Source organism: Paenibacillus sp. BK033 (assembly GCF_004345425.1).
Classification (GTDB): domain Bacteria; phylum Bacillota; class Bacilli; order Paenibacillales; family Paenibacillaceae; genus Pristimantibacillus.
On the sequence record NZ_SLVP01000004.1, the window covers coordinates 525199 to 550379 of the forward strand.

Annotated in this window: 19 protein-coding genes; 17 read left to right on the forward strand and 2 right to left on the reverse strand. The window is 52.1% G+C overall.

Annotation, left to right across the window (positions count from 1 at the left end; all coding sequences use genetic code 11):
* The first annotated feature begins 25 nt into the window (after positions 1 to 25).
* The 5 genes from argB to argH all read left to right on the forward strand — a co-directional run bounded on the left by argB (position 26) and on the right by argH (position 5809).
* Positions 26 to 814 (forward strand): acetylglutamate kinase, encoded by a 789-nt coding sequence (gene argB / locus EV294_RS17230; protein ID WP_132308891.1) that lies wholly within the window; start codon positions 26 to 28, stop codon positions 812 to 814.
* Between the two features lie 19 nt (positions 815 to 833).
* Positions 834 to 2033: an acetylornithine transaminase gene (locus EV294_RS17235; protein ID WP_132308893.1), complete on the forward strand. Its 1200-nt coding sequence runs from the start codon at positions 834 to 836 to the stop codon at positions 2031 to 2033.
* Between the two features lie 40 nt (positions 2034 to 2073).
* Positions 2074 to 3030 carry an ornithine carbamoyltransferase gene (gene argF / locus EV294_RS17240; protein WP_132308895.1) on the forward strand — a complete coding sequence of 319 codons (957 nt, stop codon included), beginning with the start codon at positions 2074 to 2076 and terminating at the stop codon, positions 3028 to 3030.
* Between the two features lie 46 nt (positions 3031 to 3076).
* A complete protein-coding gene (locus EV294_RS17245; protein ID WP_116393584.1) occupies positions 3077 to 4312 on the forward strand; it encodes an argininosuccinate synthase in 1236 nt (411 codons plus the stop codon).
* An 81-nt stretch (positions 4313 to 4393) separates the two neighbouring features.
* Positions 4394 to 5809, forward strand: coding sequence for an argininosuccinate lyase (argH, locus tag EV294_RS17250; RefSeq protein WP_132308897.1), 1416 nt, complete (start codon positions 4394 to 4396; stop codon positions 5807 to 5809).
* A gap of 343 nt (positions 5810 to 6152) precedes the next feature.
* Here argH and EV294_RS17255 read toward each other — a convergent pair whose 3' ends face one another.
* Positions 6153 to 7583 (reverse strand): VanW family protein, encoded by a 1431-nt coding sequence (locus EV294_RS17255; RefSeq protein ID WP_132308899.1) that lies wholly within the window; start codon positions 7581 to 7583, stop codon positions 6153 to 6155.
* A gap of 263 nt (positions 7584 to 7846) precedes the next feature.
* On the opposite strand from EV294_RS17255, the gene ftsE reads away from it, so the two are divergent.
* The 10 genes from ftsE (at position 7847) to EV294_RS17305 (ending at position 20447) form a co-directional block, all read left to right on the forward strand.
* Positions 7847 to 8533 carry a cell division ATP-binding protein FtsE gene (gene ftsE / locus EV294_RS17260; RefSeq protein WP_132308981.1) on the forward strand — a complete coding sequence of 229 codons (687 nt, stop codon included), beginning with the start codon at positions 7847 to 7849 and terminating at the stop codon, positions 8531 to 8533.
* On the forward strand, positions 8523 to 9440 hold the full coding sequence (ftsX, locus tag EV294_RS17265; RefSeq protein ID WP_132308901.1) for a permease-like cell division protein FtsX: 918 nt from the start codon (positions 8523 to 8525) through the stop codon (positions 9438 to 9440). Before ftsE ends, ftsX begins: the two co-directional genes overlap by 11 nt.
* Positions 9441 to 9452: 12 nt before the next feature.
* Positions 9453 to 10625: a murein hydrolase activator EnvC family protein gene (locus EV294_RS17270; protein ID WP_132308903.1), complete on the forward strand. Its 1173-nt coding sequence runs from the start codon at positions 9453 to 9455 to the stop codon at positions 10623 to 10625.
* A 164-nt stretch (positions 10626 to 10789) separates the two neighbouring features.
* Positions 10790 to 12238, forward strand: a complete 1449-nt coding sequence (locus EV294_RS17275) for a S41 family peptidase (RefSeq protein WP_132308905.1) — start codon at positions 10790 to 10792, stop codon at positions 12236 to 12238.
* Between the two features lie 72 nt (positions 12239 to 12310).
* The gene (locus EV294_RS17280) at positions 12311 to 13633 is read left to right on the forward strand and encodes a PDZ domain-containing protein (RefSeq protein WP_243711687.1); all 1323 of its coding nucleotides are present in this window, start codon (positions 12311 to 12313) and stop codon (positions 13631 to 13633) included.
* A gap of 233 nt (positions 13634 to 13866) precedes the next feature.
* The gene (gene uvrB / locus EV294_RS17285) at positions 13867 to 15870 is read left to right on the forward strand and encodes an excinuclease ABC subunit UvrB (RefSeq protein WP_207918159.1); all 2004 of its coding nucleotides are present in this window, start codon (positions 13867 to 13869) and stop codon (positions 15868 to 15870) included.
* Positions 15871 to 15897: 27 nt separating this feature from the next.
* Complete coding sequence (uvrA, locus tag EV294_RS17290; RefSeq protein WP_132308909.1) at positions 15898 to 18786, forward strand: excinuclease ABC subunit UvrA; 2889 nt, start codon at positions 15898 to 15900, stop codon at positions 18784 to 18786.
* 248 nt (positions 18787 to 19034) lie between these two features.
* Positions 19035 to 19253 carry a hypothetical protein gene (locus EV294_RS17295; protein WP_116393576.1) on the forward strand — a complete coding sequence of 73 codons (219 nt, stop codon included), beginning with the start codon at positions 19035 to 19037 and terminating at the stop codon, positions 19251 to 19253.
* Between the two features lie 191 nt (positions 19254 to 19444).
* Positions 19445 to 20050 (forward strand): DUF2087 domain-containing protein, encoded by a 606-nt coding sequence (locus tag EV294_RS17300; RefSeq protein WP_132308911.1) that lies wholly within the window; start codon positions 19445 to 19447, stop codon positions 20048 to 20050.
* Between the two features lie 97 nt (positions 20051 to 20147).
* Positions 20148 to 20447 carry a histidine phosphatase family protein gene (locus tag EV294_RS17305; protein WP_243711688.1) on the forward strand — a complete coding sequence of 100 codons (300 nt, stop codon included), beginning with the start codon at positions 20148 to 20150 and terminating at the stop codon, positions 20445 to 20447.
* 240 nt (positions 20448 to 20687) lie between these two features.
* Here EV294_RS17305 and EV294_RS17310 read toward each other — a convergent pair whose 3' ends face one another.
* Positions 20688 to 21656 (reverse strand): sugar phosphate isomerase/epimerase family protein, encoded by a 969-nt coding sequence (locus EV294_RS17310; RefSeq protein ID WP_132308913.1) that lies wholly within the window; start codon positions 21654 to 21656, stop codon positions 20688 to 20690.
* Between the two features lie 388 nt (positions 21657 to 22044).
* On the opposite strand from EV294_RS17310, the gene EV294_RS17315 reads away from it, so the two are divergent.
* Both EV294_RS17315 and EV294_RS17320 read left to right on the forward strand, forming a co-directional pair.
* The gene (locus EV294_RS17315) at positions 22045 to 23160 is read left to right on the forward strand and encodes a S1C family serine protease (RefSeq protein WP_132308915.1); all 1116 of its coding nucleotides are present in this window, start codon (positions 22045 to 22047) and stop codon (positions 23158 to 23160) included.
* Positions 23161 to 23196: 36 nt separating this feature from the next.
* Positions 23197 to 25104 carry a copper amine oxidase N-terminal domain-containing protein gene (locus tag EV294_RS17320; RefSeq protein ID WP_132308917.1) on the forward strand — a complete coding sequence of 636 codons (1908 nt, stop codon included), beginning with the start codon at positions 23197 to 23199 and terminating at the stop codon, positions 25102 to 25104.
* Positions 25105 to 25181 lie beyond the last annotated feature (77 nt).

Consider the following 25181-nt stretch of genomic DNA (forward strand, 5'->3'; position numbering starts at 1 on the left):
TAGGGCAGAGGAGAACGGATTAACGATGGCACAACGTTTTGTAATGAAATGCGGCGGCAGCACGCTGGCTGCGCTTCCGGATTCCTTCTTCGGCGAGCTGCGCGAGCTTCAAGAGTCCGGCGTTCATCCGGTTATCGTCCATGGCGGCGGCCCGGCGATCTCCGAGACGCTGACGAAGCTTGGCATTGAGACGGAATTCGTAAACGGCCTGCGAAAGACCGATGACGCCGTGCTCGACGTGGTCGAGATGGTGCTTGCGGGCCGAATCAATAAAGAAATCGTCCGTAAAATCCAGACAAACGGCGCAAAGGCGATTGGCCTCTCCGGCGTGGACGGTTTGCTGATCCAGGCGAAGCCGGTCGCTAACAGCGCGGAGATCGGTTTTGTCGGGGATGTAACGGATGTGAATGCGGAAGTAATCGAAGGCGTTATGACGATGGGCTATATGCCGGTTATCGCTCCGATTGGAATTGATGCAAACGGTCAGCGCTACAACATTAACGCGGATACGGCGGCAGGCGCCGTTGCTTCCCATCTTGGCGTGGAGCAGATGATCGTGGTGACGGACGTGCCGGGCATTATGCGCACGGTAGACGGCGAGAAGAGGGTACTGCCTTCCGTCACCGTAGCAGAGATAGAAGAGATGATTGCAAGCGGCGAGATTTACGGCGGCATGATCCCGAAGGTGCGCGCGGCGGTGCAGTGCATTCAAGGGCGCGTTCGCGAGGTTGTTATCGTCAGCGGCGAAGAGCCGGGTGTTCTTAGCCGGGCCGTGCGAGAAGGCGGCGTAGGCACAAGAATCGTACAGGAGTAGAGAAAGGCGGTTATAGTCGATGAGCGAGACGAAAGTAGCGGCAGCGCCAGAGCAATCCTTGCTGCCAACGTATGCGAGATATCCAATCGCGCTTGTGAAGGGCGAAGGAAGCTGGCTGTGGGATGATAAGGGCAACAAATACCTCGATTTCATGAGCGGTATTGCCGTAACCAACCTTGGCCATGCGCCTCAAAAGGTAAAAGAAGCGCTGATCAAGCAGCTGGATGAGCTGTGGCATGTGTCGAACCTGTTCCGCATTCCGAATCAGGAAGAGGCGGCGCATCTGATTACTTCGAACAGCAGCGGCGATGCCGTTTTCTTCTGCAACTCCGGCGCGGAGGCGAATGAAGCGGCGATCAAGCTGGCTCGCCGTTATCAGCAGAAGGTACTGAACAACGGACGATACGAAATTATTACGTTTGAATCCTCCTTCCACGGCCGTACGCTGGCAACTCTGACAGCTACCGGGCAGGAGAAGGTGAAGGAAGGCTTTGCTCCTTTGCCGGAAGGCTTCAAATACATTCCTTATAACGATATCGAAGCTTTGAAAGCGGTGATCTCCGATAAAACGGCGGCCGTGATGCTCGAACTGATCCAGGCGGAAGGCGGTATCTTCCCGGCTGATCAGGCGTTTGTAGAAGACCTGGTGAAGCTGTGCGAAGAGAACGGAATTCTGGTCATCATCGACGAGATCCAGACGGGCATGGGCCGTACCGGCAAGCTGTTCGCTTACGAGCATTACGGCATCGAGCCGGATATTTTCACGCTGGCAAAAGGTCTCGGAAGCGGGTTCCCGGTTGGCGCGGCGGTGGCGAAGGATAAGCTTCGCGAAGCGTTTGGCCCGGGCAGCCACGGTTCTACCTTTGGCGGCACGCCGATCGCGACGGCAGCGGTTAAAGCAACGGTTGAGACGATTGTTGGCGAGAACCTGCCGCAGCGTGCGGCCGAGATGGGCGCTTATCTGATGGATGAGCTGAAGAAGGAGCTCGCGGGCCATTCGTTCGTGAAGGAAGTACGCGGCCAAGGCCTGATCGTGGGAATCGAATGCGTGGAGCCGGTTGGCCCCGTTTTGACGGCGGCGCAAGAGCAAGGCCTGCTCGTCATTTCCGCAGGACCAAACGTTGTGCGTCTTCTGCCTAACCTTCTGGTGACGAAGGAAGAGATCGACCAGGCTGTGGCAACACTAAAGCAATTGTTGGCTAACGCGGTTAAAGCCTAAGGGCTGGAAATTGAAATATAGGTTTTAGGAGGGTTACGCAATGGTAGATACAGTAAAGGAAGATTTGGCGGCAAGCCTAAAAGGCCGGGATTTTCTTATGCTTCTGGATTACACGCCGGAAGAAATCCGGTACCTGATCGATCTTGCGATCGATTTGAAGAAAAAGCAAAAGGCCGGCGAGGTTTATCAGCCGCTGAAGGGTAAGACGCTTGGCATGATTTTTGAAAAATCGTCCACTCGTACCCGCGTATCGTTCGAGGTTGGCATTTACCAGCTGGGCGGCCAAGGGCTGTTCCTGAGCGGTAACGACCTGCAGATCGGCCGCGGCGAGCCGATTCTGGATACGGCGCAAGTGCTGTCCCGTTACCTGGACGGCATCATGATCCGTACGTTCGCTCACCGCAACGTGGTGGAGCTGGCGCGCGGCGCTACAATCCCGGTTATTAACGGTCTTACGGATCTGTCTCATCCCTGCCAGGCGCTGGCGGATTACCAGACCATCCTCGAGCACAAAGGACGTCTTGAGGGGCTGAAGCTCGCTTATATCGGCGATGGCAACAATGTAGTTCATTCCCTGATGATGGGCGCTGCGAAGCTGGGCGTTGATATCTCGATCGCGACGCCGGAAGGCTACGAGCCGGACGCGGATCTTCTGAAGCAATCGATCGACAATGCGAAGGAAACCGGCGCTCGTATTCACCTGTGCCGCGATCCGAAGGAAGCGATTGCCGATGCGGACGTGGTATACTCGGACGTTTGGGCCAGCATGGGTCAGGAAGCGGAGCAGAAGGAGCGCGAGCTTGCTTTTGCCAACTTCCAGGTGAACGAAGCGTTGGCCAAATACGCGAAGAAGGATTACCTGTTCATGCACTGCCTGCCAGCGCACCGCGGCGAGGAAGTGAGCGAAGGCGTTATCGACGGCCCGAACTCGATTATTTTCGACCAGGCGGAAAACCGTCTGCACGCGCAAAAAGCGATTATGGCAGCAATCATGTAGCATTGAAATAGTTTTTCAATAATTCAAAGGGGTGCTAGGAGAAATTATGGCGAAGGAAAAAATTGTACTGGCCTATTCCGGCGGTCTGGACACGTCCATCATCTTGAAATGGTTGAAAGAAACGTACGATGCGGAGATCATTGCGTTTACGGCCGACATCGGTCAAAAAGAAGAGCTCGACGGCCTTGAAGCAAAAGCTCTGGCAACGGGCGCATCGAAGGTATACATCGATGACCTGCGCGCTGAGTTCGCAAGCGACTTTATTTTCCCGATGTTCCAAGCGGCAGCGCTGTACGAAGGCCAATACCTGCTTGGCACATCCATTGCCCGTCCTCTGATCGCGAAGCGTATGGTTGAAATCGCCCGCGCGGAAGGCGCTACGATGATTGCGCACGGCGCAACAGGCAAAGGCAATGACCAAGTGCGTTTCGAGCTTGGCGTAGCCGCTCTTGCTCCGGACATCAAGGTTGTCGCGCCTTGGCGCGAAGAGCGCTTCCGGGAAGAATTCCCTGGCCGCGCGGAAATGATCGCTTTCGCCGAGAAGCATGGCATTCCGGTAACGGCATCGGCTTCCAAGCCTTACTCGACGGACCGCAACCTGCTGCACATCAGCTTTGAGTCCGGCATGCTCGAGGATCCTTGGTTCGATCCAAGCGCAGAGTCCAACGAAGAAATGTACGTGCTGAGCGTATCCCCGGAGAGAGCTCCGGATCAAGCGGAATACGTAGAGCTTACTTTCGAAGCAGGCAACTGTATCGCGATCAACGGCGAACAGCTGAGCCCGCTGCAAGTGATGGATAAATTGAACGAACTGGGCGGCAAGCACGGCGTAGGCCGCGTGGACATGGTGGAGAACCGCTTCGTTGGCATGAAGAGCCGCGGCGTGTACGAGACGCCGGGCGGTACAATCCTGTTCACCGCGCACCGCAAAATGGAATCCCTGACCATGGACCGCGAGGTTATGAACCTTCGCGACTCCCTGATCTCGAAATACGCGCAGCTCGTGTACAACGGCTTCTGGTTCGCGCCTGAGCGTCTAGCGCTCCAAACGCTTGTAACCGAGTCGCAAAAGAACGTAACGGGCGTCGTCCGCCTGAAGCTGTACAAAGGCAATGTAATCGGCGCCGGCGTGAAGAGCCCGGTGAGCTTGTACAATCCGGATATCGCGACAATGGAAGCCGATCCTTCCCAAGCGTACGACCAGGGCGACGCTACAGGCTTTATCCGCCTGAACGCTCTTCGCCTGAAAGTATCGTCCGGCGTGGAACAAAGCAAGAAATAATATAAACCGAATAGTCATCTAGGCCGTTATGTGCGATGCATCTAGCGGCCTTTATGGCAATTTCGGGAGGGAGTGTACCAAGTGAGCAAATTGTGGGGCGGACGGTTCACGAAGAAGACCGACCAATTGGTAGAGGAATATACGGCATCCATTATGTTCGATAAAGAGCTTGCCGAAGAGGACATCCAAGGCAGCCTGGCTCATGTAACGATGCTTGGCAAGCAAGGCATTTTGCCTGCGGACGACGTAGAGGCGATCAAGGACGGCCTGCACCGCGTGCTGCAGCGCATCAAACGCAATGATATCGAGTTCTCCATCTCCGATGAAGACATTCATATGAATATCGAAAAAACGCTGATCGACGATGTTGGTCCGGTAGGCGGCAAGCTTCACACCGGCCGCAGCCGCAACGATCAGGTGGCAACGGACATGCACTTGTACCTGCGCAAACGCGTCGTTGAATTCGTGGACATGCTGCAAAAGCTGCAATCCGCGCTGATCGAGCAAGCGAAAGCAAACATCGACACCATCGTGCCGGGCTACACGCATTTGCAGCGCGCGCAGCCGATTCTGTTCGCTCATCATCTGATGGCGTACGTTTCGATGTTCGGCCGCGACCTGGAGCGTCTGCAGGACAGCTACAAGCGCATCAACATGCTGCCGCTGGGCGCCGGCGCCTTGGCGGGAACTACGTTCCCGATCGACCGCCATTTCGTCGCCAGCCAGCTGAAGTTCGACCGCGTATACGAGAACAGCCTGGATGCGGTAAGCGACCGCGACTTCATCCTCGAGTTCCTGTCCCACGCTTCCATTATCATGATGCACCTTTCGCGTCTGAGCGAAGAGCTGATCCTGTGGTCGAGCACGGAATTCCGCTTCATTGAGCTGGATGACGCGTTCTGCACGGGCAGCAGCATTATGCCGCAGAAGAAGAATCCGGACGTTCCGGAGCTTGTCCGCGGTAAAACGGGCCGCGTCTACGGCAACCTTGTCGGCCTCCTGACGGTGCTCAAATCTCTGCCGCTTGCTTACAACAAGGATATGCAGGAAGACAAGGAAGGCATGTTCGATACGGTGAAAACGATGCAAGGCGCGCTTCAGCTTTTCGCTCCGATGATCGCTACGATGAAGGTGAACAAAGAGCAGATGCGCCAAGCCGTTAACCAGGACTTCTCGAACGCAACGGACATCGCCGACTTCCTCGTTGGCAAAGGCCTGCCGTTCCGTCAAGCGCATGAGGTTATTGGCAAGACGGTACTGTATTGCATCGAGCAGAACAAATACCTGCTTGACCTGACTTTGGAAGAGTTCAAGCAATTCTCGCAGCTGTTCGACGAGCGCATCTACAACGTGCTTCAGCCGGAGCAAGTCGTTAATGCACGTAATGTGTACGGCGGCACGGCAAAAGTACAGGTCGAGGCGGCAATCGCCCGCGCCGAGCAGGTGCTGGAGCAAACCGCCGCTTGGGTAACCGAGTACGCCGAGAAGAGCCGTTAATTTTTTTTGAGAGAAGACTGTCAGTCCCGCCATTAGCGGTGCTGGCAGTCTTTTTATTTTGTCCTTGTCAGCTTAACTTAAGGACACTCTGCGACGCAGGCTGCTTTGCTCTTACGCTGCACAGAATACAGCATAATGGAGCATTGCAGCCCAGTAACAGAAGATATCCTGCACAAAGTGCAGGATATCTGTCTAATTTAGCATGTCAGGACTTCATATAGAGTAAATATCCTGCATTTCATACATTATAAATTGTCTGTATGATCTAGTGGGAATAAGTATATTGCATGTCGTGCAATGTGATACGCGCCGTGATGATGCATTCGAGCGGAGTAACATACTATCAAATCCCATCCTCAACCACGCCGCCCGAGCTTTGCGAGCCGGACGAACCGCCGGCGCCTGCGGCAACGTGAACAACGATTGGCTGCGCTCTGTACGTGTCATGCGAGATCCTCTCGCGGGAGACCTGTTTGCCGTCTTTGTACATGGTCCGGTACGTATCCACTACGTAACCAACGGAGCCTTTCTGAACGGTAACGCTTTGCCCTGCGCCGAGCGATTTGTCCGTTACCTTTTGCACGGCAGGCTGCACCGTCTTGACGATGTTTGAATCAATGTCGTAGCGGATATTCTCCGGCATCGTCCCGAAGAGCTTCACCGTCAGCTTGCGGTTCTCCACAACCGTACGGATGATCAGCTGTTTGCCGGTCGAGTTACGGAAACGGAAATCGATCGAGCCGGATGCGAAGGTGGCATCCTGGCCTTTCGGCAGATAAGCGACGGGCAGGGAGTGATTGCGCCGTTCTACGATATCTATCCCGGCCGTGCGGATAATCGCGTTGTACAGCGTACTGGACACCTGGCAGATCCCGCCTCCAATACCCGGCACAAGCCTGCCGTTCGAAATAACGGGCGCTTCCTTATAGCCGTATTCCTTTTCGGTCTTCGCGACTACGTCTCCGTACGAGAACACCTCTCCAGGCTTAAGCACCCAATCATTTAACGCCTTGGCTGTTGAGGTTACGTTGTAGGCCCGGCCTTCGGCGCTTGTTGCAAAGTCGGTTGTGAACTCCATGATTTTGCGGTCGATGCCTTCATCCTTCAGCTTCTCCAGCGTAATCTCCGGATGAACCGTCTTTACGCCAAGCGGTACGGTCAGCGCTTGCTCCGGCTCTCTGCCGAGCTGGCCTTCGGGCACGGTGATCCACGAAGCCACCTTTTCCTCCAATGGTCCAACGTCGATCCGGTAAGCGTCGGTGTGGGCCGTGTAGACGACCTCGTCGTTGTCCGTTATTTTACGCGTGGCATTTACGGGCTTATTGGCGTCAATCCAATCGAACTCCGCGCGGACAAGCTTGTCGAAGACGGCCGGATCATAGCTTTGCTTCAGCTCAAAGGAAGCGGGGAAATGATAGCGGAATTTCGAGCGGGTCCATACATTTCCGGCGCGAAGCTTTTTAAGCTCCTCCTTCACCCCGACGAACTCAGCGTTATAGCCGATCTCTGCCGCCTTCCACGTTTGGCTGCCCTCCGCCTTAGCTTCGGCGTTTCCCTCGACGGTAACCGTACGGCTCTCCAGCAGCTGCTCGTATTGATCCAGCTTTTTCAGCGCATCGTCTATGGACAGCCCCCCGATATCTACCCCTCCGGCCGTAACCTTCTCGGGTACGGTATCCTGCCCGGAATAATAGGATAGGGCGCCGTAGCCGACGGATGCGACCAAGAGCAGCGCAAACACGATAATGACCCACAAGTGCAGCTTTTTCCACATGATAAGACCACCCTTTCCGTTCAAAATGGCAATGTTTCATGTATATGCAGGTGTTGAAAGGTACTTGTCATTTGCCGGTTATTGTTCAATTTCGCCAATAGACGACAGGCTCTGTTTGTCGAAAGCAAGGCCTATTTCCAGGGAAATCAACGATTCAATGGTTTATGAGAATTGTGAAAAATGAGGAAATAAGACCCAATATGAAGGATTTCGTACATCCTTGTCGAATTAGTAAGACTGATAAAAAACAGGATGTGATAATGTTGATAGAGATGCAAGACATATGGAAGACTTACACCGACGGTACTCACGCCCTGCGCGGCGTATCCGTTCGAATAGATCGCAATGAATTCGTTTACCTCGTCGGCCCGTCCGGCGCCGGCAAATCTACCTTCATGAAGCTGATCTACCGTGAAGAAGTGCCAACGAAAGGCCAAATCTCCGTCAACGGTTTCAATATTGGCAAGCTCAAACCCCGTAAAATCCCGTACGTTAGACGCAATATCGGCGTTATATTCCAAGATTTCCGACTGCTTCCGAAGCTCACGATCTACGAAAACGTAGCCTTCGCCATGGAAGTTATCGAAGCGCCGCGCCGCCTTATCAAAAAGCGGACGATGGAAGTGCTCGACCTTGTCGGACTTAAGCATAAGCATTCCAGCCTGCCGGCCCAGCTGTCCGGCGGCGAGCAGCAGCGTGTCGCTATCGCTCGCGCCATCGTCAACAACCCAACCGTTATCGTAGCGGACGAGCCGACCGGCAACCTGGATCCGGAGACCTCGTGGGGCATTATGAATCTTCTCGAGGAGATCAACTTCCGCGGAGCAACAATCGTAATGGCTACGCACAACAAAGAAATCGTGAACACGATGCGCAAACGCGTCATCGCCATCGAGAACGGCAACATTGCCCGTGACGAAGCAAGAGGGGAGTACGGGTATGAGAATTAGCACGCTCCTCCGCCACTGCCGCGAAGGCTTCAAGAACATCATCCGCAACGGTTGGATGTCCTTCGCTTCGATCAGCTCGATCTTTTTCTCGCTGTTCCTGCTTGGCGTATTCGTCCTGTTGGCACTGAACATCGACAGCATGGCTTCGAATATCGAGAGCCAGGTGCAAATCCGCGTCTACCTGCAGACCGATATCGATCAGCAGAAGGCCAATGAGCTGGAGAACAAAATCCGCAAGCTCTCCGACGTCAGCAAAGTCGAATTCGTGTCCAAGGAGGAAGGGCTCGAGCTGCTTCGCAAAAACCTCGGCAAAGACGGCGATGCCTTGTTAGACGGCTACGATAAAGACAGCAACCCGCTGCCCGATTCCTTTACCGTCGAGGTGTTTGACCCTCAGAACATAGGGGTGACGGCAGACGAGATTTCGGCGTTGAACAACGCCGATAAGACGAAGCCGATTACAAGCGTCAAATACGGCCAAGGCACGGTCGAGAAGATGTTCAAGATTACGAATGCGATCCGCAATATCGGTCTTGTTATCGTTATCGGCCTAGGCATAACCGCGATGTTCCTGATCTCCACAACGATCAAAATGACGATTCTGGCAAGACGGCGCGAGATTGGCATTATGAAGCTGGTAGGGGCGACGAACTCGTTCATCCGCTGGCCGTTCTTCGTAGAAGGCGCCTTGATCGGAATTGTGGCTTCGGGCATTACGACCATCGTTGTGCTGCTGGCCTACTCGAAGCTGGTGAACATGAACGAAATGGAATTGGGTCTGCTGATGATCAAGCTTATACCGGTAGAGGATTTGGGATGGAAAATCACCGTCCTGCTTATGGGTCTCGGTACCTTGATTGGCGTATGGGGAAGTACGTTATCCGTTCGAAAATATTTGAAAGTGTAGGTGACCGCGCAGGTGAGTGTGAAAAAAGGGTTTATCGTCCTAACGATGCTGACTGTGTTTTTGTTGCAGCCTGTTGGCGGAAATGCCGCATCCTCCATAGATAAAATCAACAAGGATCTTGCCGCGGCAAAGAAACAGATTGAAGAGGCGCAGAAAATCGCCAAAAATGCCGATGCCAAGAAGGCGGATATTGCCGTGAAGAAGGAAGATGCCCAGCAGGCCATCCTTAAACTAAACGCGCAATTGGATCAGGTTGCGGACAACCTCAATTACGTGCAAGACCAAGTGGATACGAAGGAAGCAGAGCTTCAGAAGGCTGCCAAGGAGCTGGACACGGCCATAGAGCAGGTGAAGGAGCGGGACGAGCTGCTTCAATCCCGCCTCAAGCTGATGTATGAGAACGGCGCGGTTTCTTACCTTGAGGTCCTGTTCAGCGCCACCAGCTTCTCGGATTTTCTTGACCGGTTTGATTCGCTTCACTCCATTTTGAGCCAGGACCGCACGATTCTCGAGCAGCACAAGAAGGATCAGGCGATGGTAGAGGAGAAGAAAGCAAACGTCGAAACGGCTCTTGGAGAAGTAAAGACGATGTATACCAAGCTCCAGAAGTACAAAGGGGAGCTGGATGAAAAAGAGGAAGAAAAGGAAGTCCTCATCGCGAACTACAACAAGGAAATGGAAGAGCTCGAGGATATCAGCGAGGAGCAGGAGCAGCAGCTGCTTGCCCTTGCGAAGAAAGTATCCGATCTGAACAAGAAGAAAAACGCGATCAAAAAGCCATACTCCGGCGGCAAGCTGGGGATGCCGCTTCGCAGCAATTACCGGATCAGCTCGAACTTCGGCTACCGGATCCATCCGATTACCCATGTGAAGAAGCTTCATGCCGGCATTGACTTCGCAGTGCCGCAGGGCACGGATGTTTACGCCGCCGAATCGGGCGTTGTTATCGTTGCCCAAGTATGGAGCGGATACGGCAATACGATTATTATCGATCATGGCAACGGCCTATGGACGTTGTACGGCCATCTCCGCAATGGAGGCATTATGGTGGAAAAAGGCCAAAGCGTGAAGAAGGGCGAGAAAATCGCGGAGTCCGGAAATACCGGCGATTCGACAGGACCGCATCTTCACTTCGAAGTCCGGAAAAACCAGGTAGCGGTTGATCCGGCGGGCTATTTGAAATAACTTTTGCTTGGAAGGCATACCGGGAATGCGGAATTGTTCCGTTTATTCGCGAGTATGCCTTCTCCTGCATTAGGAAGAGTTGTAAATAAATATGGACAGCTTATCATATACTAGTGAGGTTCACTTCAAAACAGGTTAGCGTTAAGGATAGGGTGGTGTCGAACGTGTATTTTAAAGGAAGAACCGTGTTTGTCCTTCTTCTGATGACAATGGTGGCATCGGTGCTCGTAACATTAACGATAGGCGACCAGGTCTTCTGGGCTAACGGCAAGCAGGCTTCCGTGTCGGCTGCCGCGTCAAGCGAAGGAAGCGGGCTCAGCAAGAAGGAAGAGTCGAAGATTAATGCGGTTCTGGGGTTAATCGAAACCAAATATTTCAAGGATATCGACCGGGACGAGCTGGTGGACGGGGCGGTCAGAGGGATGATGGAATCGCTTGACGATCCTTATTCCGTCTATATGGAAAAGGATGTCGCCAAGCAGTTTTCCGAGTCTATCGAAGGGTCGTTCTCAGGCATTGGAGCCGAGGTTACGCTCGAAAAAGGAAAAGTCGTTGTGGTCGCGCCAATCAAAGGCTCGCCGGCAGAACGCGCCGGACTGCTCGCCAAGGATGTCGTCTTATCGGTCAACGGCGAGAAGCTGGACGGCTTAACGTTAAATGATGCAGTCGCGAAGATCCGTGGTCCCAGGGGGACGAAAGCGAAGCTTCGGATTGAGCGTGCAGGCAATACCCAGCCGATCGATCTCATCCTTGTCCGCGACGACATTGATGTAGAGACGGTATACGCGAATCTGCGCAGCGACGGCGTAGGCGTGATTGAGATTCGCCAGTTCTCCCTTAACACGGCGGACCGTTTCAAGGAAGAGCTCGCCAAGCTGGAGAAACAAGGCATGAAGGGTCTTGTTATTGACGTGCGGAACGATCCGGGCGGTATTCTGCCGGTTGTGGTTGATATCGCGCAGCAGTTCATACCGAAGGGCGAGACGATCGTGCAGGTCGAAGACCGCGACGGCCACCGCGAGAAAACAACCTCGCAGGGCGGCGGCAAGACGTATCCGATTGCCGTGCTGATGAACAAAGGAAGCGCGAGCGCTTCCGAGATTCTCGCCGGGGCCCTGCAGGAGCGGGCCGGGGCCACTCTCGTAGGGGAAACCTCCTACGGTAAAGGAACGGTACAAGTCAGCTATAACAAGACGCTTGGGGATGGCAGCCTGGTGAAAATGACGATTGCGAAATGGCTGACGCCGGATGGCAATTGGATTCATCAGAAGGGGATCAAGCCAACGGTGGAAGTACAGCCGCCGAAGCTGTATACGGTGGCAAGGCTTACCTTAACGGAGACCTTGCGCAAGGATATGCTGGGCGAGCAGATCCGGAACGCGCAGGTCATGCTGTCCGGCCTTGGCTACGCGACGCAGCGGGAGGACGGCTATTTCAATCCTTCTACGGAGCAGGCCGTTAAGGATTTCCAGAATGCGTCCGGACTGCCGGTAACAGGCGAAATCGACACGAAGACGGCGTCGTCTTTGGAGCAGGCCGTAGTGAAATGGATTAAAGACCAGAAGAACGATAAGCAGCTGCTGGAAGCTATCCGGGCGGTCAGCAGGAAATAAAGACGAAACGGCGAATTTATAAAAGGTTGGCTCCTAAGTTGAGTCAGCCTTTTATTTTGGATGAGGATGGGAGTGTGGCGATTGGATGCAGTCCATGCATTACTAGACCAGTTCGGCCGGGCATTTGTACATTTGCTTGCGCAGCCTTTTTATTATATTGCTGTATTATTTATTATCCTTCAGTACACGCGGCAGATCAGTCTGGAAAGACGGATGTTCGCCGTGAGGCTGCACATCTGGCCGCGGCTGGTGGCCAAGGCGGCTCTAACCGGACTTGCGGCCGGGTTGCTCGCTTCCGTGGCAGGAGCCTTTATCGGCATAACTCTAACCGGGGACGCTGTTTTATGGCTATGGGGTTCTGCGGTTGTGCTGCTCATGTTCCGCATCCGCTATCTGTGCTTTGCTTACGGTGCGGGAGCATTGGCGCTCCTGCAATGGATCGTCGGTTTCACTTCGCTCGAGAATAGCGGCGGATGGCTCGGAGACGCAGCGACCTCGCTTGCCGGACTTGATATGCCGGGGATTTTCGTACTGGTGGCGCTTCTTCATCTTGTAGAAGCCTTCCTTGTCCGGAGACAAGGAAGCAAGCTGGCTACTCCGCTTTTCCTCGAGGGGAAGCGGGGGAAGCTAGTAGGCGGCTATATGCTGCAGGGCTTCTGGCCTGTTCCGCTGCTGCTGCTCGTGCCGGCAACCGGAGGGACATCGGTTGTGGATCTGCCTTGGACGCCATTATTCGGCGGCGATTGGACGCAGGGCTGGACCGTTGTGGCCTTGCCGATGATTATCGGCTTCAGCGAAATGACCCGTACCATGCTGCCTGAGACGAAAGCCCGCCATGCGGCAAAAGGGCTTATGTGGTACAGCCTGCTGCTGACCTGTGCGGCGCTGCTCGCCTGGTGGCTGCCGGCCCTGCTGCCGCTTGCCGCTTTATGTTCGCTGCTTCTGCATGAGGCTATCATCTGGCGCAGCCGTGTCGTGGAATCCGCGCAAAGCCCGCTATACGTGAATGATCATCGCGGCTTGCGTATTCTGGGTATCGTGCCGGGTACGCCGGCTGAGGGAATGAAGCTGCACGCCGGCGAGATTATTTCGAAGGTGAACGGCATCAAGGTGTTCACGAAAGAAGACCTTCACGAAGCGCTGCAAAACAATTCGGCGATGTATAAGCTTGAGGTGCTGAACAGAGACGGCGAGATCAAGTTTGTTCAGCGGGCCCGTTATGAAGGGGAGCATCATCAGCTCGGGGTTATCTTATCTCCTGATGAGCGGGCGACTTATTATGCTGCGGCGGAGCCGGCAACGCTGATCGATCTACTGCGCCGCGCAAGGACGGCAAAGCGCAGCCGCGGCGTTTACGCGGAGGATGAAGACCGCTCGGGTACTTTGAATGTCTGAATAGAAACGGGGCTTTTCCTGGGCGGCTGCTTGGGGAAAGCCCTTTGATTTTATGTTTGCATCAGCCTCTATAGACGTCTATAATAGAGGGGAACACACATTCGGATATGCTGTGCGCGTATCGATTTGGCCGCGAGACGGTTGCTTGCTTCTTCTAAGTTTCAAGGACGTTGATGCCGTTTACGCTTATATATATTGACTATAATGATTGATGAGTAAGGGAAACGGGGTGGATGACGCAAGTGAATGAGATTTCGGAGCAATTATTTCAATTAAAGTCGGATTACACGCCGCAGGGCGATCAGCCGGGAGCCATCAGAAAACTTGTTGAAGGCGTGAAAAACGGAGAAGCCAAGCAGACCCTGCTTGGCGCGACGGGGACGGGAAAGACGTATACGATTGCCAATACGATAGCGCAGCTTAACCGGCCGACGCTGGTTATTGCCCACAACAAGACGCTCGCGGCACAGCTGTGCAGCGAGTTTAAGGAATTTTTCCCGGACAATGCAGTAAGTTATTTTGTCAGCTATTATGATTATTTTCAGCCTGAGGCCTATATTCCATCTACAGACACCTACATTGAGAAGGATTCCAGCATTAACGACGAGATCGACAAGCTGCGCCACTCCGCGACCAGTTCCTTGTTCGAACGCAGGGACGTCATTATCGTAGCGAGCGTTTCCTGCATTTACGGTCTCGGTTCGCCTTCCGAGTACGGCAGTCTGGTCTTGTCGCTGCGGGTAGGCATGGAGAAGTCCAGAGATACGATCCTTCATAAGCTGGTGGATATTCAGTACCAGCGCAATGACATTAACTTTATCCGCGGTACGTTCCGCGTCCGCGGCGATATCGTAGAGATTTTTCCGGTTGCCAACAATGAACGGGCGATCCGGGTCGAGCTGTTTGGCGACGAGATCGAACGGATTACGGAAATCGATGTGCTTACCGGCGAGATTGTAAGCGAACGCGATCATGTTGCCATCTTCCCGGCGTCTCACTTCGTTACCCATGAAGAAACCATGAAGATTGCCCTTGGCAATATCGAGCGTGAGCTGGAGGAACGTCTTGCGGAGCTGCGGGAGGAAGGCAAGCTGCTGGAAGCGCAGCGTCTGGAGCAGCGCACTCGTTACGACCTCGAGATGATGGCGGAAATGGGCTTCTGTTCCGGCATCGAGAACTATTCGGGACCTTTGACCTTCCGGGAGCGCGGGGCAACGCCGTATACGCTGATGGATTATTTTCCGGACGATATGCTGATCGTCATTGACGAATCGCATGTTACCCTGCCGCAGATTAGGGCTATGTACAATGGTGACCGCGCGCGGAAGGAAATGCTCGTTAATCACGGCTTCCGTCTGCCGTCCGCGCTGGATAACCGGCCGCTGCGCTTCGAGGAATTCGAGGAGAAGGCCAAACAGCAGATTTATGTGTCGGCGACACCGGGACCTTACGAGCTGGAACACTGTCCAACGATGGTTGAACAGATTATCCGTCCGACAGGCCTGCTGGATCCGATTATTGAGGTTCGTCCGACGAAAGGGCAAATCGATGATCTGTTAATCGAGATCCGCGACCGGATAGCCAAGGATGAACGCGTCCTTGTCACCACGCTGACGAAGAAGATGGCCGAGGACCTGACGGATTATTTCAAAGAAATCGGCATCAAAGTGCGTTATTTGCACTCGGATATAAAGACGCTGGAGAGGATCGCCATCCTTCGCGACCTGCGTCTCGGCACATTCCATGTGCTTGTGGGGATTAACCTCTTGAGGGAGGGTCTCGATTTACCGGAAGTATCCCTTGTTGCGATATTGGATGCGGACAAAGAAGGCTTCCTTCGTTCCGAACGCTCGCTCATTCAGACGATTGGCAGAGCTGCGCGCAATAGCGATGGCCGGGTTATCATGTACGGGGATAAGATTACCGATTCCATGGATAAGGCGCTTAAGGAGACCGAGCGCCGCCGTACCATCCAAATCGCATATAACGAAGAGCATGGCATTACGCCTCAGACGATCCGCAAGAAAGTGCATGATGATATAAAGGCGACGAAAGTGGCCGAGGAGAAGTCGGAATATTTGACTGGCGTAGGCTCCGAGAAGATGTCGAAGAAGGAACGCCAAGCTTTGCTGCAAAGGCTGGAAGCCGAGATGAAGGACGCGGCGAAGAATCTGCAGTTCGAGAGAGCCGCGGAGCTGCGTGACGCTTTGCTGGAACTGAAAGCGGAGATGGGCTAGAGACAAGGAATGGGAGGAACGTAAGAAGTGGCTAGCGACAAGATTGTAATCAAAGGGGCTCGAGCCCACAATTTGAAAAATATCGATGTTACCATACCGCGCGACAAATTTGTCGTGCTGACGGGACTAAGCGGCTCCGGTAAATCCTCGCTTGCTTTCGATACGATTTATGCCGAAGGCCAGCGCAGATACGTAGAGTCGTTGTCCGCTTATGCCCGGCAGTTTCTCGGACAGATGGAGAAACCGGATGTCGATTCCATTGACGGCTTGTCTCCGGCGATTTCCATTGACCAGAAGACAACAAGCCGCAACCCGCGATCGACGGTGGGTACGGTAACGGAAATTTACGATTATTTGCGTTTGCTTTATGCCCGGGTCGGAAGACCGCATTGCCCGGATCATGGCATCGAGATTACTTCGCAGACCGTAGAGCAGATGGTTGACCGCATTATGGAATATCCGGAGAGGACGAAGCTGCAAATTCTGGCTCCGCTTGTTTCCGGCCGTAAAGGCGAGCATACCAAGCTGCTTGCCGATATCCAGAAACAGGGCTATGTCCGCGTCCGGGTAAATGGCGAGCTTCGGGAGCTTGGCGAGAAGATCGAGCTCGAGAAGAACAAGAAGCATAATATTGAAGTGGTTATCGACCGTATCGTGGTGAAGGCGGATATTCAAGGCCGATTGGCGGATTCCTTGGAGACTGCGCTGAAGCTGGCCGACGGCCGTGTTATTGTTGATATTATTGACCAAGAGGAGCTGCTCTTCAGCTCCAACCTGGCTTGTCCGGAATGCGGCTTCAGTATTGAGGAGCTGGCTCCCCGCATGTTCTCTTTCAACAGTCCGTACGGTGCCTGCCCGGAATGCGACGGTCTTGGCGTGAAGATGATTGTTGACCCTGACCTGCTTGTTCCGGACTCTAGCAAAGCGATTAGCGATGGAGCGTTCGAAGCATGGGCGGGAAGCACGTCCAATTACTACCCGCAATTCCTGAGCGCAGTGTGCCAGCATTACCATATTCCGCAAGACGTACCGGTATCGGATCTGACGGCCGATCAGATGAAGAAGCTGATGTTCGGCACGGGCGGCGAGCGTGTACGGTTCCTGTACGAGAACGACTTTGGCCACCGGAAGGAAGCTTACGTTCCTTTCGAAGGAATTGTTCATAATCTGGAGCGCCGCTACCGGGAGACGGCATCCGAAGGCATCCGCGAATACATCGAAGCTTATATGAGCGCGAAGCCATGCGGTACCTGCAAAGGTCATCGTTTGAAGAAAGAAAGCCTTGCCGTTACGATTAACGGACAAAATATTTCCTTTGTAACCTCGTTATCGATTGGCGAAGCGCAGCGTTTCTTTGATTCCCTTACCTTAAACGAGAAAGAGCTGAAGATCGCTCACCTCATCCTGAAAGAGATCAACAGCCGATTAGGCTTCCTTGTGAACGTCGGCCTGGAATATTTGTCGATGAGCCGTGCCGCAGGCACTTTGTCCGGCGGAGAAGCGCAGCGGATTCGTCTGGCCACGCAGATTGGATCCAGTCTAATGGGCGTACTGTATATACTGGACGAGCCAAGCATTGGTCTGCATCAACGGGATAATGACCGTCTTATCGAGACCTTGGAGCATATGCGCAATCTTGGCAATACGCTCATTGTCGTCGAGCATGACGAAGACACGATGCTTGCCGCCGATTATATTATTGATATCGGGCCAGGCGCGGGTATTCACGGCGGCATGGTAACCGCCGAGGGAAGCCCTGAGGAAATTATGAAGGACGATAACTCGCTGACCGGCCAATATTTGAGCGGGAAGAAGTTTATCGAGGTTCCGCTCGAACGCCGTAAGACCGGTGAGAAGTGGCTGGAAATCCGCGGCGCCAAGGAAAATAACCTGCGCGGCGTTAACGTGAAGATCCCGCTGGGCATTTTTACGGCCGTTACAGGCGTATCCGGTTCGGGCAAATCTACGCTCGTGAATGAGATTCTGTATAAGACGTTAGCCCGCGACCTGAACAAGGCGAAGGTACGTCCAGGCGAATACAAGGAATTGCGCGGTCTTGAGCATTTGGAGAAGGTTATTGATATTGACCAATCTCCGATTGGCCGTACGCCTCGTTCGAACCCGGCTACTTACACGGGCGTATTCGATGATGTACGCGATCTCTACTCCACAACCAATGAAGCGAAGGTTCGCGGATACAAGAAAGGCCGCTTCAGCTTTAACGTGAAGGGCGGGCGCTGCGAAGCCTGCAGAGGCGACGGCATCATCAAGATTGAGATGCATTTCCTCCCGGATGTATACGTTCCTTGCGAGATTTGCAAAGGCAAGCGTTATAACCGCGAGACCCTGGAAGTGAAGTACAAGGGCAAAAACATCGCCGAAGTACTGGAGATGACAATCGAGGACGCAACGAAGTTTTTCGAGAATATTCCTCGTATCCACCGGAAGCTCCAGACTCTGCTTGATGTCGGTCTCGGCTACATGACCTTAGGCCAACCGGCGACCACCTTGTCGGGCGGCGAAGCGCAGCGCGTGAAGCTGGCTTCCGAGCTGTACCGCCGCAGCACCGGCAAGACGCTATACATTTTGGACGAACCAACAACAGGACTTCATGTCGATGATATCGACCGTCTGCTTACGGTCCTGCATCGCCTCGTTGATTCCGGAGAGTCGGTTCTTGTCATTGAGCATAACCTCGATGTGATCAAGACAGCCGATTATCTGATCGATCTGGGACCGGAAGGCGGAAACGGCGGGGGCACCATTGTTGCGTCAGGTTCGCCTGAGGATGTCGTTAAAGTGACCGGCTCTTATACGGGTAAGTATTTGAAGCCTATTATGGAGCGAGACCGCGAACGCACGGTGAACCGGCACCGCGCAGTCGAGGAAAGCGTAGCGGCAGGCGCCGTGGAGTAAACGTAAGGCAAGAGAGGCTCTTCTTATCCGGCAGGGAGGGAGAGTCTCTTTTGTATGTTTAGTTATAAATAGAGGCAGAATTGGACAAATTAACTTGCAGAGTATACTGGTATGGCAACGTTTTAAAGAACAAATGTGGGAAAACGTGACAAACTTGTTACGAAATCTGAATCGGACTTGCATGATTTGCCACTTGAAGATAACATAGAGGTAATATAGGCTACGTGCGAATAAAAGGGGGTCACTCGATGTTTTTGGCAGCAGAGGAAGCAGCTAAATCGACCAGCAACATCAATACATTTGACTGGTTCATGCTTGCGTTTACCATTTTAATCTTGATTGGCTTTGTACGTTTAGTAAAAGCTCGCCCTAAGAAAAATGTATTTGCAATCGGATTCACTACGATAGCTTTGCTTTTGTTTCTTTACATAGACTACATTATGATTTTTAAAGTTTGGATGGCATAAATACAAGGCCTGCCGGCTCTCCGGCAGGCTTTTTACATTTATAAGCGCCAGCTCATGAACCGAGAGGAAAATGGGCTGGCGCTTTTTCGTTTCCCGATTGACATATGCTAGGAGATCTTTTATTATCTTATTTAATAGTCATCTAATTTGATAAATGTTAAATTAGATATGTGAAAGGATGGGAAGATTCCATGCAGTTGGATAAGGTAGTGAACTACCATAAAGCATTAGCGGATCCGACACGTATCCGGCTTCTGATCCTGCTTGCCGAAGGAGAGCTCAACGGGCAGGTATTGGCGGAGAAGCTTGGCGTAACGCCGGCTACCGTCACTCATCACGCAGCCAAGCTTCGTGAAGCAAGCTTGATAAATGAACGGAGAGAGAAGAACACGATCTACTTTTCGCTAAATGACTACTTTATTAAGAATGGCTCTAATGCTACGGCTAATTTGATTTACCGGACATCTCAACAGAAAGGAGGAGAAGAACAAATGAACGAGGAATTTGAGCGCGTAAGGCAGTCCGTGATCAAGAACTTCATCACTGCTGCGGGGCAGCTGAAGTCTATTCCGGCTCAGCTTAAGAAAAAGCTTATTATACTCGAGTATATGATCTCCAAGCTGGAGAAGGGGCGTAAATACACGGAGAAGGAGCTTAACGAATTCATCAAAGGCTTCCACCAGGATTTCGCGACAATCCGCCGCGAATTTATCATGCACCAGTTTATGTTCCGGGAGAACGAAATCTACGAGCTTAACCCGCAAGAGATGTGGGCGAAGTGGGAGACGTTGTCCTAATTCTGTTACGGTGCAGGTGATCTAGTCATGAGTACAATATTTTTTCTTGTTAGACATGGCGTAAAAGAAAAAGCAATCGGGGATGTAAAATTAACCGATGAGGGGATATATACCGCCTATAGGCGATACATCAAAGCAGGCGGGTAAGAGATTAGCGTCATTATTAACAGAGTTAGCAGAGACGCAGCCTTTTCAAAGCAACATTGTAGTTGTTACGCATGGAGGAATAATAACGGATTTCTTGGTTCATTCTTTTCCAATTAATGAACTAACTGTTTGGCATCCTGATTTTGTTACCGTACAGAGCCAATTAATCGTTGAATGTTCTGTGACGATATTAAGCTGGGAAAAGGGCAAGTTTCAAATTTTAGACTTTGCATCAGTCGAGCATTTATAAACGGACGTATTCCAATCAAACAGCCTGCCCGGCATAAGCCAGGCAGGCTGTTTTTCTGCTTTCTTCTTTAATTCGTTTGTGTATTGAGTGAGCGGAGCGAAAGTATGTTTCTGGAGAAGCGCTAGCGTTCGCCTTTGACCGAGGATTTCAACCGCATAGCGGTTAATTCAAAGAAATCCGGCGGTCAACAGCGATCGGAAGAAACATACTTTTGCGCAGCGAATACCAGTCACAATCGAATTATACCCACCACATATCGCCAACAGGCTCTTTAATCAGAACTTGCTGCAGGTTTTGAACAGCTTTAGAGAAGCCTTCTTCAACGGACATCAGGCCGTCTTCATGCTCGATGCTGACAACGTAGTCGTAGCCAACGAGACGCAGCGTGCTGATGATGTCTGCCCAAGTTTTCAGGTCGTGGCCAAAGCCAACGGAGCGGAACTGCCAAGCGCGGTCCAGCATCAGTGTGTAGGACTGCATGTCCGTTACGCCGTGTTTGTTCACGTTGTTGAAATCAATGGAAGTGTCCTTCGCATGGAAGTGATGGATCGCATTTTCGCGGCCCAGGATTTTGATTGCTTCGACAGGGTCGATGCCTTGCCACCACATGTGGGAGGGGTCAAGGTTGGCGCCAATTGCTTTGCCTGCAGCTTCGCGAAGGCGAAGCAGGGTAGCAGGCGTATGGACGGAGAAGCCGCCATGCAGCTCGAGGCCGATTTTTACGCCGTTTTGCTCAGCGATACCACCGATTTCAGACCAATATGGAATAACTTTTTTCTCCCATTGCCAAGCGAGGATCTCTTGGAAATCGTTTGGCCATGGAGCAACCGGCCAGTTCGGATATTTTGCATCCTCATGGTCGCCAGGGCAGCCGGAGAAGGTGTTTACAACAGGTACCTCAAGGCGGTTAGCCAGCTCGATGGTTTTACGAATAATCGCATCGTCCGCGCTGGAAATCGCTTTTTGCGGGTGAAGCGGGTTAGCGTGGCAGCTAAGCGCGCTGATCATCAGTCCACGCGATTCTACCGCATGTTTAAACGCTTTCAATTTGCCGGCGTCGGCAAGCAGTGCATCCGGGTCGCAATGCGCGTTGCCAGGGTAGCCGCCTGTACCAAGCTCTACCGCTTCAAGACCTTTGGCAGCGATATAGTCGAGTGCTTCTTCAAATGGTTTTTGCGAGAAAAGTACGGCAAATACGCCTAATTTCATTATTATTACCTCCTAAGGTTTGGCTGTCCCTATTATAGCATTCTAGTCGCGCGTATATCTAATTTTTACGAAAGAAAAACCAAAATCGCATATAAACTAGGCAATTCAAATGAAAGCATTCCCGAGGCGCGGCAAGATTGCGTGTTCCACTTGCGAGAGGTCTAAAAAATCACGTCAAAATTCAGCTGAACAAAAGGTTATATGATGTCGTATTTTTGGATTTTAGTCCGTTAGAAAAAGGATGTTTGAATTAACAATTTCTTTACATAACATTCAGATTTATGTTTTACAAATTCTGCTTGTTGTCTAGTACTTTGGCATGATACATTTAGAACGTGTTTCCTATAAATGGATTCTCGTTTTTGATTGGATCTGGGAGAGTGATAGAGTGAAACGTAGTATGCTTCGCGCAGGCGCCATCGTCCTAACGGGAGGACTGTTGGTAGCCGGTTCAGCGTTTGCAGCGGGAACGGCAACAAGTCCCGGAACAATGAAAATGAGCGCGACCAAGATTAACGGAGAGGTGTACGTCAAGGCATCGTCACTGACGAGTGCTTTGGGAGGTACGGGCGCTTACGATGCGTCAACCAAGACTTATGCCTACACTCCTCCGGCAGATGTACCGTCTGTCGTCAGCAAAGTCTCTCCTTCCGTTGTAGGAATCATCGGCAAGCCGGCGGACGGCGGCGATCAGCGTTATGTTTTGGCACATGGGACAGGCGTTATCATGAAAGCCGACGGCTGGATTTTGACCAACGCCCATGTCGTAAAAGACTTGACCAACATTACGGTTGTAACCGCGGACGGCAAGCAATACAGCGGGAAAAGAAGCAATGTCGACGAAACAAGCGATTTGGCGCTTGTTAAAATCAACGCGACCAAGCTGCCGGTAGCAAAGTTTGCGGCATCGCCGCTGCAAGCGAAAGTCGGCGAGACGGTTATTGCCATCGGCACGCCTGTCTCCTTCTCGCTTCGCAACACGGCAACAACGGGCGTACTCAGCGGCATGAACCGCTCGGTATCCTCCTATTACCGTCTGCTGCAGACGGATGCCGCGATTAACCCTGGCAATAGCGGCGGCCCGCTGGTGAATATGAAAGGCGAAGTCATCGGCATCAATTCCATGAAATTCGTGGATGAAGGCATCGATAACATGGGCTTTTCGATTCCGGTGGATACCGTTTCCTACGTAACGGGACATTTCTTCAAGTACGGCTACGTGAAGCGCTCTTCCCTAGGAATCGGGTTGGAAGAGAGCTATGCGGCTATCGTTGGTTTGCCGACCGATGACGGTTTAACCGTTACCTCAGTCAAATCGGACTCGGCCAAGAAGCTTGGCATTCAGGTTGGAGATGTGCTGTATTCCGTAGCGGGTCACCAGATTTCTTCTATTGTAGAAGTGAACGAGCTTTTGAAGTCGTATTTACCCGGCCAACAAATTGAAGTAACAATGATGATCGATGGCGATTTGGTTACCCGTAAACTGATGCTGACAACAGCTTAATATTATATTCCTTAATAAATAGGGAGAGTAGAGAGAATGAAGATGAAACGAATTATGTTTATGCTGTTAGCGGTATTGCTGGTCATAACGATCGTGCCGGCAGCGGCTTTCGCAGCCGACTCCGCGAGCGGCAACGTAGAAATCCGCCTCAAAACAAACAGCTCGACCGTTGCGATTAACGGAAAACAATCGACGGTGCAGGCTCCTTTTGAAAAAGCAGGAACAACGATGGTACCGCTTAGCATTATCACGAAAGCTTTCGGCGCAAAGCTGAAGCTGCAAGACAACAAAATTATTACCCTTACTTACAACAACAAGACCGTAGTCGTAACCATTGGCAGCAAAACCGTAAAGGTAAACGGCAAAGACCAGACGGTGGCGGTTGCTCCAGTCGTAATCAAAGGCACAACGATGGTGCCGGTGCGTGTTATCGTTGAAGCCTTTGGCGCGAAGATCGGCAAAGACAAGAAGACGGGCGAAATCGTAATCACCGGTACTATTGCTCAATCCGGCAACGGCAATAGCAATTCGGGCGGCGGTTCGACAAACCTGGACCCTGACTATGGCAAAACCAAGTTCGGCGACAGCTACTATGGCTGGACAATGAACTATCCGCCAGGGCTGAAGCTCTTGAATCAAAATGACGATGGCTCATTTGTGATTTGGGGCAGCACAACAAGCGACACAAGCGTAATTATTTCCACGGAGAAGGTTTCCGACGTTCTGACCAAAAGCGAAATTCAGGACAAGATCGTATCCGGCTGGTTAGGCGATGACGAGGTTGTTATTGATAAACGGACTATTACCGTGAATGGTCTTAACTTCGAGAAAGTGGTTACCAGAACGACCGAACGCGGTTTGCTGTTCGAATACCGTGCTCTTCAGAAGGGCGATACGCTTTACTATGTCATGGGCGGAGTAGCCGGCACGGATAAAACCGCTCTGGATCCCTATCAATCGCTGCTTGACAGCTTTATTCCGTCCTTCGACAGTAACGATAAAACGATTAAAGATATCACTAAGGTCTCTAATGGTTTGATGTCTATTAACAACAAAGAATACGGCTTGTCTCTAAAGCTTCCCGCTGGCTGGTATATGGACAAGGATAGCAGCAACCCGACTTACGTCAGCGAGGACGGTTACTTCTCCTTCAGCATTTCCTCGGTGAAAGAGCAGGACAACCCGCAGCAATGGCTTGCGCGGAGACAACAGCTTTTGCATGATGATTTCCTGCCGAACTACATTAAGAACGAGAAAACCTCTTCCATTACGTTAAAAGACGGCAATGCGCTTGTTTTAACCTACGAGTTCACTTATGACCAGAAATTGTGGTACACCGCTAACGAGGTGCTGCTGATTGCCGGCAAATACCGTTATGCGATTGACTTCAACTATGATTCCAAGACAGGCTCGCAAGGGGAAGCGTTATTTAAGTCTACGATGGCAACGGTAGATATCGATACCGCATACGTGGAGAAAAATTATGGCCAAATGGAAGATGAGTTTGACTTAGACCGTTCCGAGGTTACCGTCAAAACAAGTACCAAATACGGATACTCGGTTGCTCTTCCTGCTTATTGGTTCGGGGTTAACACCGATTTCAACAAGGATTCCGTTGCTTACGTCGATAGCTTCGGGCACATGATTCTTCAAAATATCGAGGATATGAGCGCTTCAAGCACAGCTCAATCCGTTCAGCAATCCTTGCAGAAAGAAGGGGTTACGGTCTCCGGCAGCACCTCCTTCCAGATCGGAAGCGCGAATGTCATTAAATTCTCGGTTCAAGATGTTACGGAAGACGATATTCCGATTACGGATGTTTTTTATTTCGTAGAGAACAAAGGCAATACGATCATGTTCCTCTTTGGCATTAATAACGCGAATGCGACAACCAGCGCTTTAAATCGTTTTGACACGATTGTTAAATCGATCAAATTCCAATAATCACGACTGATAGAAGGAAAGAAGCCGGTTCTCAGCCAGAGAATCGGCTTCTTTTCTCTTCCCTGCCAGTATTGGGT

Bases quoted from the DNA above. Each gene is read 5' to 3' on its own strand.
- argB (WP_132308891.1), top strand. From the start codon at position 26: ATGGCACAACGTTTTGTAATGAAATGCGGCGGCAGCACGCTGGCTGCG.
- EV294_RS17235 (WP_132308893.1), top strand. From the start codon at position 834: ATGAGCGAGACGAAAGTAGCGGCAGCGCCAGAGCAATCCTTGCTGCCA.
- argF (WP_132308895.1), top strand. From the start codon at position 2,074: ATGGTAGATACAGTAAAGGAAGATTTGGCGGCAAGCCTAAAAGGCCGG.
- EV294_RS17245 (WP_116393584.1), top strand. From the start codon at position 3,077: ATGGCGAAGGAAAAAATTGTACTGGCCTATTCCGGCGGTCTGGACACG.
- EV294_RS17255 (WP_132308899.1), bottom strand. From the start codon at position 7,583: ATGTGGAAAAAGCTGCACTTGTGGGTCATTATCGTGTTTGCGCTGCTC.
- ftsX (WP_132308901.1), top strand. From the start codon at position 8,523: ATGAGAATTAGCACGCTCCTCCGCCACTGCCGCGAAGGCTTCAAGAAC.
- uvrB (WP_207918159.1), top strand. From the start codon at position 13,867: ATGACGCAAGTGAATGAGATTTCGGAGCAATTATTTCAATTAAAGTCG.
- EV294_RS17295 (WP_116393576.1), top strand. From the start codon at position 19,035: ATGTTTTTGGCAGCAGAGGAAGCAGCTAAATCGACCAGCAACATCAAT.
- EV294_RS17300 (WP_132308911.1), top strand. From the start codon at position 19,445: ATGCAGTTGGATAAGGTAGTGAACTACCATAAAGCATTAGCGGATCCG.
- EV294_RS17305 (WP_243711688.1), top strand. From the start codon at position 20,148: ATGAGGGGATATATACCGCCTATAGGCGATACATCAAAGCAGGCGGGT.
- EV294_RS17310 (WP_132308913.1), bottom strand. From the start codon at position 21,656: ATGAAATTAGGCGTATTTGCCGTACTTTTCTCGCAAAAACCATTTGAA.
- EV294_RS17320 (WP_132308917.1), top strand. From the start codon at position 23,197: ATGAAGATGAAACGAATTATGTTTATGCTGTTAGCGGTATTGCTGGTC.